Genomic DNA, 12,175 nt, shown 5'->3' on the forward strand with positions numbered 1-12,175 from the left:
TACGAATGGCCTTTGAGAGTAAGGCCTCTGACTTGCATTTAACCGTGGACGTGCCTCCCATTGTGAGAATTCATGGTGAACTGAAACAACATGGCGAGGACAAGCTTACTCCAGAAGATACAGTGAAGATGGCTAAAAGTTTAATGACAAAAGAGCAATGGGATGTTTTTCAGGAGAAGAGGGAGTTGGACTTTTCTTTCGGGATTAGAGATTTAACTCGCTTCCGTGTCAACGTCTATCACCAACGTTCGAATGTTGGTATCGCACTTCGACTCATTCCGACGGAAATTCCAGAGCTTGATAACTTACATGTACCGGAAGTATTGCGTCAACTGTCTACGAAGGCGCAAGGATTGATTTTAGTAACTGGACCAACGGGGAGTGGAAAGTCTACAACATTAGCCTCCCTGCTTAATGATATGAACCAAAAAATGCGAAAACACATCGTTACGTTAGAAGATCCGATTGAATATTTGCACAGCAACCGTTACTCGGTCATAAATCAACGGGAAATCGGCTATGACTCACATAGTTTTGCGAATGGATTGCGCGCTGCGCTTCGTCAAGACCCGGATGTCATTCTCGTCGGAGAGCTTAGGGATTTGGAGACGATCTCCATTGCGATCACGGCTGCTGAGACGGGTCACTTGGTGCTGGGGACGCTGCATACCCCGAATGCACCCGCGACAATTGATCGTATACTCGACGTGTTTCCACCGAATCAGCAAGGGCAAATTCGGATTCAGTTAGCTTCCGTATTAATTGGCATATTGTCACAGCGCTTATTTCCAACGATGGATAATCGCGGCAGACATGTCGCAACAGAATTGTTGATCAATAACCATGCGATCGCGAATTTGATACGAAATGAGAAAGTGCACCAAATCTACAACTTCATGCAGACAGGCAAATCCTACGGCATGCATACACTCGAAATGTCGATGAACGAACTCATAGAGAAGAGAATTATTACGAGAGAGGTTGCAGCACCTTACTTTAGGGAGATGAGTTAATGGCGCAATTTCAGTACATCGGGCGCGACAGATCCGGTAAGGCTCGTAAAGGGAAAATAACGAGTGCCGCCCGTAAAGATGCCGTCATGGTTCTTCGTGAGAAGGGGATTGCGGTATCGGACATTGTTGAGCTGGAGACCACGGTGTTCAATCAGGAGATTTCGATTGGTAACCCTGTTAAAACCCAAGATTTTGTAATCTATTTGCGGCAATTTTCAACTTTGATCATAGCGGGGGTATCGGTCGCTGAAGCAACGAAAATATTGGCTCAACAAACCGAAAGCAAGGCACTTCGTAAAGCATTGATGAATGTCGAAGAAGAGCTGCGCTCGGGGAAGCCGTTATCTGTCGCTGCTGCGAATCATGAGAAAATTTTCCCTCCAATGTTCATCAACTTGGTACAAGCTGGCGAAGCCACCGGTAATCTGGATGAGACGCTGGATCGACTAGCTGTTTATTTTGAGAAACAGCATTATACCCGGCAAAAGGTGAGATCTGCTTTAACGTATCCGACTGCGATTGCGATCATCGCGATTGCGGTTGTGATCTTCCTATTAACGAACATCGTCCCGACTTTTGCATCGATGTTCATGCAATTTGACGCTGAGTTGCCAGCGATCACGAAGACCGTCTTGGGGATTAGTGAGTGGGTGCAGGCATTCTGGTGGCTTATGTTACTTATCCTCGCTGGCATCGTGATCGTGATCATGCTAATCCTACAAAAACCATCCAGTAAATATTATTTCGACTATGCCATATTGAAGGTTCCAATCTTCGGAAAATTAGTACAGAAATCTGTTATCGCAAGGATGACGAGAACCTTGAGTTCTTTATTTAAAAGTTCCGTTCCAATCCTTGAAGCTCTAGTCATCGTGGAAAAGGTCGTAATGAATGAAGTAATGAATCGCGTATTGAAAGAATCAAGGAAATCGCTTGAAGGAGGAAAATCACTGTCAGACCCCATGAAACAGCATTGGATTTTCCCGCCGTTAGTGACGCAAATGATCGCGATTGGGGAACAATCCGGTTCCTTGGACCTCATGCTGGAGAAGATATCTGACTTCTATGAGAAGGAAGTAGATGCAACGGCAGATGCCTTGAAAGGTCTAATCGAGCCGATTATGATCATCCTGCTTGCTGGGATGGTAGGGTTCATCGTGCTATCGATCATGGTGCCGATGTTCGATATTTTCAACCACGTCAAATAGGTTATAGTGGCAACATTATAATAGATTAATTTTAAAAAATTGGGAGGTATTCAAATGGTTCATGCAATGAGAAAGGCATTAAAAAATGAGAAAGGGTTAACGTTGATTGAGTTACTAGCGGTTGTAGTAATTCTGGGGATTATCGCGGCAATTGCGATTCCGGCGATTGGCGGCATTATCGACAATAGTAAGAAGGATGCGCATGCTGCGAATGCAATTCAAATGATACATTCAGCAAAAATTGCAGCAGCAGGTGACAGCAAAGCAAGACCAGAACCAAAAGGTAAGCTATATATTTCATTATTATGGTTAGAAACTAATGGCTACATTGATAAAATGCAAGATCCAGATAAGGGGAAAGATGGATATACGAGAGAGGGTACTGTAGCTGACCCTTCTGATAAGGATCCAAAAGTATCAGCAGTAGAGGTATCTGCTTCAGAAACAGGAACGTTAACATACAAGGTTTCTCTTTTTAATGATAAAAGAGGTGTTGGTGGTAAGGGGACATCTTATGTAGAGGAAGATAAAGTAGCACGTGAGGAAGTTAAATAACAATTTTTGGTATTTACCAATAGCTTCATAACTGCCACGCGAGGCATTCACACAGCCGACAGTGACGACGGAACCAATGCCGACGACTACGTTCCAGAAGCCAGTATCGCTCGTTCATCCGTTCACAACTAAAACACTCCCCCTTCCGGGGGAGTGCTATTCTCATCAAGGGGAAAGAATCATGACCATTATCTACTATAGTTATGCAGCAATTATTGGCTTATTTTTAGGTTCCTTCTATAATGTGGTGGGACTTCGGGTACCGCAAGGGGAGTCGATTATTCGGCCTCGCTCGCATTGTACGAATTGTCAACACACATTAGGTCCAAGTGAACTTGTCCCTTTTTTTTCATATTTGTGGTTAAAAGGCGCTTGCAGAAGCTGTGGCACGAAGATTTCACCCTTATATCTTATCACCGAAATCGGCACTGCTTTGCTTTTTGCTATGGCCCCGTGGGTTATGGGGTGGTCGCTTGAATTACTCGTAGCATGGAGCCTAACCTCACTTCTCGTTATTATTACGATTACAGATCTACGTTATATGTTGATTCCAAATAAGATATTGATCGTGTTTGCCATTCTATTTATTCTTCTTCGATTTCTTGTTCCGCTCCATCCTTGGTGGGATATGTTTGCCGGAGCGGCGAGTGGCTTCACATTGTTATTATTGATTGCCCTCGTCAGCAAGAACGGTATGGGCGGTGGAGACATTAAGTTGTTTGCTGTCTTGGGGTTAGCCTTGGGATGGAAGGGAGTTCTGCTCGCTTTCTTGTTCTCTACGTTTTACGGAACGTTGATTGGGGTTGTTGGAATGATCCTCGGCAAGGTTCGCAGAGGTCAGCCGATGCCTTTTGGTCCAGCGATTGCGCTGGGAACCATGACCGCTTATTTGTGGGGAGATGCGTTTATCAATTGGTATTATCAGTCCTTTTTTTGATCTAGTGGAGGAGAAAATATGATTGCTAGCAGACGGGATAAAGCAAATCAAACACGTAAAGAACGTCCAGCGAATGGACTGCCTGGCTCAATCAAAGGCAACAAAAGAAGCATTCCAAAAAGGAAGATGGTTAGCTTCGTCATTAAAGATCATGTCATTCGTTATATCGATTCGAAAAAGCCAGATTTTTATGGCGTTGTTGCTTGTGGCGAGCACTTTTTGCCGTCAGGTGTTATTCAAGATGGAAAAATTGTGGATGTTGATCGATTTCGGACGATCCTAAGAGATTGTGTTCGTAAGTGGAATTTGAAGGATCGTGAAGTCCAATTTCTTGTACCCGATTCGCTTGTAATCGTTCGTAAGATCGAAATACCTACAGATGTTCAGGACGACGAGATCAAAGGGCATCTATATCTAGAATTAGGAACGAATATTCATTTGCCGTTTGATAACCCGATCTTTGATATTGACTTTCTCGGTCAGAAAGAAGATACAAAAGAAATTTTATTATTTGCAGCTCCCGAGGATGTAATAACGGAGTATACCCAAATTATGAAAAGTGTCAATCTGAAACCAGCCGTAGCGGATGTATCTTCATTAGCAATATATCGGTTGTTCCATAAAGTCTATGGGGAATCAGATCATGCAATTCCTGAGGGATCCACAACCTTATCGGTTCAGTTTGATTTGCAGACCGTTACGGTTAGTGTGCTCAGTCAACATAAGCTGCTATTATTACGCCAATTTAAAATGAATCTCTCATTAGAGAACTGGGAACGAAAAATAGATAGACATGGGGCATCGGTGCCAGTATGGATCGGTGAAGAGAACTATTTGAAATATGAAATTAATGTGATGATGGGCGAAATTCAGCGTGTAATCAACTTTTATCGGACTTTAACGCAGCATGACGACGAGATTGAAATCATTCTGCTTACGGGGGATTACCCGGATCTTGAAGGCATTGGTCAAAACCTGCATCAGGCGTTCGGGAAGGTTCCGCTGATATTTCGCAACGAATTATTCGATACCCAATCCAAAGAATTAATTACTCCCAAATACTATTTGGCGCTTGGTTTGTCCTTAAAGGGGGGCGTCTAATGCTAAGTGACATTAATTTACTTCCACAGCGAGAGCAGCGTAGCATTTTTTTTATTCTAGCTTTATCCATTATTTTATCCATTGGGCTTATCGGTGGGGGGATACTATTCTATCAGTACCAATCGTTATCGAAAGAAAAAGATGCGAAGCAGTCGGAGAGCAAGATCATTGCGGAGCAGATTGAGAAAGCAACGGCGCAACTTCTAACAGCTTCTCTCCAATCCATGACAGGACAGTATCAAAAAATTGTAAATACGCTTATAAAACTGCCCATTCAAACCGTAAAGATTCTGAATGATATGACGGCTGCTCTCCCGCAAAATGGCTATTTTAAATCGTATACCTATCAAGATACAGGTACAATTTCCCTGACAGCAACCTTTAGCAGTATGGAAGAGACAGCACAATATCTCCATCAACTAACGGACTCGGATTGGGTGCAGCATATCGAGATTAGTTCTGTCTCCAGACAGGATAATGCGACAGAATCCATCCTCTATGAAGCAAATTATACGGTTCAATTGATAAGAGAAGCTTTTCCGAGCGCGAAAGGAGCTGATGGAAACTGAACGCGAAACATATAAAAGTGCTTGCTTTAGCCGCGTTAAGTCTGATCGTCCTTTCCGGGTTGTTGATCTTTTACATGAATAAAGTTAGCCCGACACAAAAAGAAGTTAGAACTATAGAAAAACAAATTACACTGGATAAAAAATTGTTTGAAACCTTGCGGATGCAGATAGAAGAGCAACAGAATGTGAAAGTGGATACCGTAGCATTACAACAGAAGGTTCCAGTTCAAGCACTTGTTGATCAATTATTGCTCGACATTAGGGCGCTAGAGAAATCATCTTTGAATACTGTTCAGAATATCGGAGTTAGTTACTCCAAGACAACGATGACAGAACTATTTCAAGCTTCGGGGGTGAATCTAGAGGCCGTAAATTCAAGTCCAAAGGAGAATTCAACGAATGAATCAACAGCATCGAACTCCGAGGAGACAGAAGAAGGAGAAGCAACGACGGAAACAGAAGCCCAAGCATCACCTTCGCCTAATAACGCAAGCGTTCAACCTGAGATTTATAAAGTGGTACTCGGGATGACTGTTAAAACACCAACATTTGCAGATCTCGAGAAATTTATTCTAGGGTTGGAGAACTTAAAGCGTGTTATAAAGGTCGATACGCTAAATTTAACGGAAGAGGCTGATACCTATAGTCTTTCAATTTCTACCTTCTACGTTCCACAAATGGAAGGTGTGGTCGAGGAGCTGCCACCAGCATCTTATCCTTTACCAAGCGGGAAAATAAACCCATTTAACGTAAACAAGCCGATAATCAATACTCCAGGAAGTTAAGAAAGAGGGTGAACTGCTATGTCACTTCGGATTCTTATCGTTGATGATACGAAATTTGTACGTTTGATGTTAACGGATATATTAATGAAATCAGGGTATGAGGTTGTGGGTCAAGCAGAGAACGGTGTCATTGCCGTCGACAAGTTCAGAGAGTTGCGGCCCGATCTGATCATTATGGATATTACGATGCCGGAGATGGACGGAATCACAGCGTTAAAGGAGATTAGGGCCATCGACCCGAAGTCTGTCATTTTAATCTGCTCCGCAATGAGTCAGCGGGATCTCATTTCCAAGGCATTAAAGGCAGGGGCGAACAATTATGTGATGAAGCCGTTTGAACCTGAGTTAGTGAAGGAAATCATTCTAGAAGTCATGCCGCTGATCGAGAACAATAAAAAAGAGCAGATCAGTGAACAGGATAGCCTAACTGAAGCAGTCGTAGAGCCTATATCAGCCTCTCTTCCAGAACCAGAACTAGAATTATCAATAGAAGAACTAATAGAAGCACTAGTAGAACCTCGCCTAGAAGTGAAGGAAGCACTTGTCTCGGAAACGCCCGATTTGGCGGAACAGGTAGATTACGTGTCGGAAGCAAGCCTGTCTCAAGAAGTGGAAGAAGAGTTCGGCTCATTACTTAAAAGCATCAAAAATGCGGCTCCAACGTTACCCACTATAGATCATGAACGAAGTAACGCTGATCTATTGGAAGACATAACAGCTGCATATACGGAAGCCGCAGCTTCTCTAATCGCGGAAGATGAGACAAGCATTATTACAGATCCTTTGACAGCTGATACTGCGATTTCAACCCATCGTCTGGATGCTGAACACGATCATATTCCCGAGGAGTCTAACTCCGAGTCGACAGAAGAGCAGCAAGCCAGCCCAGAAGAGGAAGCATCTTTAAACGAGAACATCAAAGAGCAGGCCGGAACAATTCATTCCGATGAGAGCGAAGCAGAGGAACAAGAAGCATCACCTTCCCGTTCATCGAATCCTTCCGACTGGTTTGAACAAATGATTTTTTCCAATTCCAATAAAACGGAGGATGCTGAGATGGCAAGAAATCCGCAAATGTTAGATTCTGAGGTCGGACAGGAACATCATGTGGCAACAATTGATCAAGCAAGCAGCTCTAGCCTGCTGCCAGAACTGAAACGTAAGAATATGAGGAACTTCGCAAGCAGTATCATGTGCAAGTTCTCAGAACAGGTCGATGATAAGGAAATGGATTATTTCGTTGTCTTCAACGAATTTGACAAGTCGATTCGAATCGATATGATCTCTCCAGATGAGAAGCGTAACAAAATTCAATTATCCCTGGACGGGTTCACTTTTATTTTGGAATGGCTCGAGCAGAAGGGTGTACGCATCGATAAAGTCCTAGACTAAGAGATTCCATCAAAGTTAAGGAGGACAATCATGAAGAACAAGCAAATCAGTCAATTAACTTTGTGCGATTCTTATAATCATTCTCAGATCATACCTATATCCAATGCGCGGCAAATCTTTAACAAAATCGTTAAGGTATACATGAGCCGAGAAGATATCTATAATTCTTCGAAGACGTCAAGAGAGTTCCAAGCTTATCAAAATATTGATAGCGAAACCTTGCTCATTGTCGTGAGTATCCGCAGTGATTGGTGGACGCCTTGGAAAGGCATAGTGACGGAGGATGTCTACTTTTATCGGGAACCTTTCGCGCAATAAAGTACAGATATGAATGAAGAAGTGGGCACCTCCAATCAGGGAGAGGCGCGCTTCTTTTTTTGTGTAAAACAGGCAAGTTCAAACTTAAAAGGCGAGGCTTAAGAATACTCTAGTATAACATGGTTGAAATTGAGAAAAGGTTGTACAGTGGAAATGTCGAATACAGTAAATGTCGAATACAGTTATTAACTGTAACAATCAATATAGAAAAGGAGTTAACGACATGAACATCAAGAATGCATTTGAAGTTGCCAAAGAAATGGAAGCTTTAGCGAACGGATATAATGAATTAGCTGCAAGAGAATCGAGTGAAGAAGCCAGACACATATATACTGAAATGACCTATCAATTGGACGAGCTGCAATCCAAGCTGCTTCAAATCTCGAATTATTACCCTGAGGATCAAGTAGAGAAGAGCGTCACGCTTACGAGAGAAATCGAAGAGATCCCTACGGGCAGTAAGCTTACCTTGCTGCACGCCTATGCTAACGATAATCTAGCACTCGTCGAAGATGAGGGGATGGAGCTATATTTGGTACCATGGGATGCTCTTGAAGAAGAGTCGACCATGTAATATAACAAGGTTTTTCAGACATAGAAAAAGGAGAAATTATAGTAAAAAGCAGAAGTGACCTTCTGCTTTTTTGTGTATATCATTGATCAAAAAGGTATTCGTTCTGAATGAATCACGTAATGATGTTCAGCTGCCCAGGCTGTGAGGCCATTCCAGAAATCTTCGCAGGCGAATACGATTTTCGGTGGTTCTGCCAACTCTCCGGACATCACCATTCTGACTACATTATCGAATCCCGCCGGACGATTCGGCAGTTCCAAAGATTCAGGCAAAACCATGGCACCTGTCGAATAAAGCCTTTGATTGTGCAGTCCGATCAACATGGCACCGTATTGGGCAAACTGCATGGCCAGGTAGGGTAGATAAGTATGAGGGCCGTTTAGATTTACATTCCTAAGCTTCCCAATAAATTCGTACATTTCACCTACAAGAATTCCGTTAATTGCCTTTGTGAAATCTTCCTTTGTTGGTGCTTCTGCCGCTTTTTTTAGCGTTGGAAAAAAGTCCTTAGGATCATATAGACTAAGTGGGGAGAAGAAAGGACCATGTGTCAACGGCCAATCATCTTCAACAGTAGCTGCTGTTTTCAAAAGAACGTCTGTACTAAGTACATTTACTTCAGCTTTCCAGGGTCCCGCTGACCATTCATAACTAAATTCAACATCTTCGCTTGATTCATCAAGTACACAAAACATCTCAATGTCTGAGAAGGGGCCGTCTGTACCTCGAGAAACAGATCCATAGACGCCTATGGCCAGAATATTTTCGTTGTATACCTCTTGTAATCTTGCAGCAATTTCTTGGCAGTTTTGAAGTCTTTCACTTCGAGAAATTTTTACTGGTCCATTCATGTTCATTTGCGTACATCTCCCTTGGTTAAATTTGAGGTAAGTATTCACAAACACATGAATGGAGGACCTCGGGATTAACGGGGGACTATTTTAGGATGCATGGAAACTCCTCCAATATCATTGTAGTAAGTCGCCTAATTATATTCAAAATAGCATAGGTGTCACTTCGTAACAAGTTGTATTTTGTTGCAGTTGACTTTGTCCTTAGGGGAAAGTGTACAGTGATATTGAACCAAGTATCCATATGTAGTGCTTTTAGTGAGTATAAAATATGAAGAATGGAGGTGATCTCTTGCTATCGATTGGAGAATTCTCAAAAATATGCGGAGTATCTACAAAAACGCTTCGATATTATGCTGAAATCGGATTAATTAATCCGGATGAGATTAATCCTGAAAACGGTTATCGATATTATTCCATCAGGCAACTAAAAAAGATGCTCTTTATCAACCGGTTGAAATCTTATCATTTTTCTCTGGAAGAAATCAAAGCCATTCTAGAATTGGAAGAGGATCAATCCGAAGAAAAGCTTTATTCCGCCCTAAATCGCAAGAGAAGGGAAATACAGGAAAAGATAAATGCTTTTGAATATACCCTAAAACAAATGAGTGATGATATTTTAAATATTGAGAAGGGAATACCCATTATGTCATACCTTGGCAATATAGAAGTGCAACTTGTTGAATCCCAGCCGATGAATATTCTTTATAGCCGTCAGATGATGAGCAGTGATGACTATGCTCTAGGATATGGAATGTATTTTAGCAGGCTATATGAAAAGATTGCTACTGAAAAACTCACCCTGCTTGGTACGCCAATGACGATTTATCACAGCCCTGAATACGATCCTGCCGGTAATGATACAGAGTTTGCCATCCCGATAGAGGAGACGGTAAAGGGAACGAGAGATTTACCTGGAGGCCTTTGTGCGAAGTCTGTTGTAAAGGGTTCATATTCAGAATTGACATCGGTATATGCCAAGCTGAGGGAATGGGTAGAAAATGAAGGATTTGAATTGGTGAAATCACCATATGAAGTATATGTAACCGACCCCAATCAAGCCGCTGCTGCCGAGGATTTGGTTACCGAGGTGTATTTTCCCGTAAGGAAAAAATAAAAACATACCTGGCATATTTCCTTAACGCTCGCTGACAAAACAAAAAACGTCTTTTAGAGAGGTATCAATAATGAAAAGAAACTACTGGCCAACTACAGACTGGCAAGCCGTAGACCCCACAACTTTGGGAATGGACGCAGAAAAGCTATTTGAGCTTGAACCTGTTGTAACATCCGAGTATAGCAATATTAACGGAATTGTGATTGCAAGAAATGGATACATTGCTTATGAAAGATATTATAATGGCTATGGCCCGGATGATACGCATCATATGGCCTCTGTAACGAAAAGTATCATATCTGCCCTCATTGGTCTTGCCATAGATGCAGGATATATTCAAAATGTAGACCAGAAGGTGCTGGATTTTTTCCCCGAATATGTTCCCAATGCGGCTGAAAGGCAGAAGCGAGAAATCACCATACGCCATCTTCTCACGATGACAGCTCCCTATCCATTTGAGGACTGGCACGAACCGCTGGACAAGATGTGTATGCAACCAGACTGGGTAAAGTATACACTGGATATGTTAGGCCAAAAGGGAAGTATTGGACCTTTTAAATATTCCACCGCAGGGGCGCATCTGCTATCAGCCATCATCACTCGCAGCACTGGGAAAAGTGCCCGAGAGTTTGCGGGCGAACGCTTATTTAAACCGATCGGGATGAAAGAAATCCCGGACTATGACATGAAATCATTCGGCTTTGATGATTTATTTGGGAAGAACGTGAAAGGATGGGTTCAAGACCCGAACGGTAACTCCACAGGTGGATGGGGGCTTACGCTAAGTCCACGTGATATGGCCCGTTTTGGTTTTCTATATCTGAACCGTGGCATTTGGGACAATAATCAGATTATTTCGAGGACATGGATCCTCGAATCAACAGCGATGAACCCCAATACATACGGATATCTATGGTGGTTGCGCGAGGAGGACGGAGTTTTTGCATACTCAGCGATAGGAGATGGCGGTAATATCATTTGCTGCATTCCAGAAAAAGACCTAGTCGTAGCCATTGCATCCGAATTCATCATGAACCCTCGTGATCGGTGGACACTGATTAAGGAATGTATTCTCTCGGCTGTAGTAGAGAATTTCGATTTGACCTAGAAGGATATTAGAATGATGAAAGCAGAGGAATACTGTAAGGAATCGTTTCTGCCTTTTTTCTTCCTACTGACGGGATATGAGTCGTGTTTTTCTCATGGTGCAACAAACGTTTATTGCGGGATGTTACACATATGTCTGATTTGTTTCTATTTAAAGGCGATGATGACTATTATTTTGAATTTACCCGCTTGAGGTGTAAAAATATGAATGATTATTCAATTACAAATAGCATCTTAGATGGGGAGAATGATCATGAATAAGAAGTATCTAAGAACTAGGTTATTTTTATGATAAAATCTGTCTCTTCCTCTGACTATTTATCATAGTCATCCTGATTTGACTTCCGAAAGTAATCAACGGACTAGCAATTGCATTATTATCAAACAAAATATACAACATGTGGACAGTGATGAGATTGGAATTATGGAGATACCATCTGGTCTATATGGTGTTATTCGTTTTGAAATTTCTCAAAATGAATATCCAAATGCTTGGAATTTTGTTTATAGAGAATGGCTTCCATCTAGCGGTTATTTACCAAGAAATTCATTTCCATTTGAAGTGTATTTAAATAACCCTTTAGAAGACCCTTTGAATATGCATGTTGTTGATATCTATATTCCTATTGAATCAATAAACTAATTAGT

General features: G+C 42.0%; 13 protein-coding genes and 1 pseudogene. 13 read left to right on the forward strand and 1 reads right to left on the reverse strand.

Features of this window, described 5'->3' with window-relative positions:
- Positions 1-5: 5 nt before the first annotated feature.
- From AC2TF5_RS12760 to AC2TF5_RS12805, 10 genes and pseudogenes are all read left to right on the forward strand, one after another.
- Complete coding sequence (locus AC2TF5_RS12760; protein ID WP_491302880.1) at positions 6-1,013, forward strand: type IV pilus twitching motility protein PilT; 1,008 nt, start codon at positions 6-8, stop codon at positions 1,011-1,013.
- Positions 1,013-2,221 carry a type II secretion system F family protein gene (locus AC2TF5_RS12765; RefSeq protein WP_491302506.1) on the forward strand — a complete coding sequence of 403 codons (1,209 nt, stop codon included), beginning with the start codon at positions 1,013-1,015 and terminating at the stop codon, positions 2,219-2,221. Before AC2TF5_RS12760 ends, AC2TF5_RS12765 begins: the two co-directional genes overlap by 1 nt.
- Positions 2,222-2,275: 54 nt before the next feature.
- A complete protein-coding gene (locus tag AC2TF5_RS12770; protein ID WP_491302507.1) occupies positions 2,276-2,776 on the forward strand; it encodes a prepilin-type N-terminal cleavage/methylation domain-containing protein in 501 nt (166 codons plus the stop codon).
- 181 nt (positions 2,777-2,957) lie between these two features.
- The gene (locus tag AC2TF5_RS12775) at positions 2,958-3,713 is read left to right on the forward strand and encodes a prepilin peptidase (RefSeq protein WP_491302508.1); all 756 of its coding nucleotides are present in this window, start codon (positions 2,958-2,960) and stop codon (positions 3,711-3,713) included.
- Positions 3,714-3,731: 18 nt separating this feature from the next.
- On the forward strand, positions 3,732-4,814 hold the full coding sequence (gene pilM, locus AC2TF5_RS12780) for a type IV pilus biogenesis protein PilM (protein ID WP_491302509.1): 1,083 nt from the start codon (positions 3,732-3,734) through the stop codon (positions 4,812-4,814).
- Entirely contained in the window at positions 4,814-5,383 is a 570-nt protein-coding gene (locus AC2TF5_RS12785; protein ID WP_491302510.1) for a PilN domain-containing protein, read from the forward strand. Before pilM ends, AC2TF5_RS12785 begins: the two co-directional genes overlap by 1 nt.
- Before the next feature lie 74 nt (positions 5,384-5,457).
- On the forward strand, positions 5,458-6,168 hold the full coding sequence (locus AC2TF5_RS12790; protein WP_491302511.1) for a hypothetical protein: 711 nt from the start codon (positions 5,458-5,460) through the stop codon (positions 6,166-6,168).
- An 18-nt stretch (positions 6,169-6,186) separates the two neighbouring features.
- Positions 6,187-6,543, forward strand: a pseudogene (locus AC2TF5_RS12795) (response regulator); the annotation flags it as partial.
- A gap of 1,047 nt (positions 6,544-7,590) precedes the next feature.
- A complete protein-coding gene (locus AC2TF5_RS12800) occupies positions 7,591-7,878 on the forward strand; it encodes a hypothetical protein (RefSeq protein ID WP_491302512.1) in 288 nt (95 codons plus the stop codon).
- 223 nt (positions 7,879-8,101) lie between these two features.
- Complete coding sequence (locus AC2TF5_RS12805; RefSeq protein WP_491302513.1) at positions 8,102-8,452, forward strand: hypothetical protein; 351 nt, start codon at positions 8,102-8,104, stop codon at positions 8,450-8,452.
- Positions 8,453-8,538: 86 nt separating this feature from the next.
- On the opposite strand, the gene AC2TF5_RS12810 is transcribed toward AC2TF5_RS12805, so the two are convergent.
- Positions 8,539-9,309: an ANT(4')-I family aminoglycoside nucleotidyltransferase gene (locus AC2TF5_RS12810; protein ID WP_491302514.1), complete on the reverse strand. Its 771-nt coding sequence runs from the start codon at positions 9,307-9,309 to the stop codon at positions 8,539-8,541.
- Between the two features lie 286 nt (positions 9,310-9,595).
- On the opposite strand from AC2TF5_RS12810, the gene AC2TF5_RS12815 reads away from it, so the two are divergent.
- The 3 genes from AC2TF5_RS12815 to AC2TF5_RS12825 all read left to right on the forward strand — a co-directional run bounded on the left by AC2TF5_RS12815 (position 9,596) and on the right by AC2TF5_RS12825 (position 12,170).
- A complete protein-coding gene (locus AC2TF5_RS12815; RefSeq protein WP_491302515.1) occupies positions 9,596-10,420 on the forward strand; it encodes a MerR family transcriptional regulator in 825 nt (274 codons plus the stop codon).
- A gap of 70 nt (positions 10,421-10,490) precedes the next feature.
- Positions 10,491-11,528 (forward strand): serine hydrolase domain-containing protein, encoded by a 1,038-nt coding sequence (locus AC2TF5_RS12820; RefSeq protein WP_491302516.1) that lies wholly within the window; start codon positions 10,491-10,493, stop codon positions 11,526-11,528.
- A 336-nt stretch (positions 11,529-11,864) separates the two neighbouring features.
- Positions 11,865-12,170 carry an AraC family transcriptional regulator gene (locus AC2TF5_RS12825; protein WP_491302517.1) on the forward strand — a complete coding sequence of 102 codons (306 nt, stop codon included), beginning with the start codon at positions 11,865-11,867 and terminating at the stop codon, positions 12,168-12,170.
- The last annotated feature ends 5 nt before the right edge of the window (positions 12,171-12,175 follow it).

The organism is Paenibacillus sp. JNUCC 34 (assembly GCF_058269055.1).

What these genes read in the sequence shown, in the direction of transcription:
- AC2TF5_RS12760 (WP_491302880.1), top strand. Translation starts at nt 6, where the DNA reads ATGGCCTTTGAGAGTAAGGCCTCTGACTTGCATTTAACCGTGGACGTG.
- AC2TF5_RS12765 (WP_491302506.1), top strand. Translation starts at nt 1,013, where the DNA reads ATGGCGCAATTTCAGTACATCGGGCGCGACAGATCCGGTAAGGCTCGT.
- AC2TF5_RS12770 (WP_491302507.1), top strand. Translation starts at nt 2,276, where the DNA reads ATGGTTCATGCAATGAGAAAGGCATTAAAAAATGAGAAAGGGTTAACG.
- AC2TF5_RS12775 (WP_491302508.1), top strand. Translation starts at nt 2,958, where the DNA reads ATGACCATTATCTACTATAGTTATGCAGCAATTATTGGCTTATTTTTA.
- pilM (WP_491302509.1), top strand. Translation starts at nt 3,732, where the DNA reads ATGATTGCTAGCAGACGGGATAAAGCAAATCAAACACGTAAAGAACGT.
- AC2TF5_RS12785 (WP_491302510.1), top strand. Translation starts at nt 4,814, where the DNA reads ATGCTAAGTGACATTAATTTACTTCCACAGCGAGAGCAGCGTAGCATT.
- AC2TF5_RS12790 (WP_491302511.1), top strand. Translation starts at nt 5,458, where the DNA reads ATGAATAAAGTTAGCCCGACACAAAAAGAAGTTAGAACTATAGAAAAA.
- AC2TF5_RS12800 (WP_491302512.1), top strand. Translation starts at nt 7,591, where the DNA reads ATGAAGAACAAGCAAATCAGTCAATTAACTTTGTGCGATTCTTATAAT.
- AC2TF5_RS12805 (WP_491302513.1), top strand. Translation starts at nt 8,102, where the DNA reads ATGAACATCAAGAATGCATTTGAAGTTGCCAAAGAAATGGAAGCTTTA.
- AC2TF5_RS12810 (WP_491302514.1), bottom strand. Translation starts at nt 9,309, where the DNA reads ATGAACATGAATGGACCAGTAAAAATTTCTCGAAGTGAAAGACTTCAA.
- AC2TF5_RS12820 (WP_491302516.1), top strand. Translation starts at nt 10,491, where the DNA reads ATGAAAAGAAACTACTGGCCAACTACAGACTGGCAAGCCGTAGACCCC.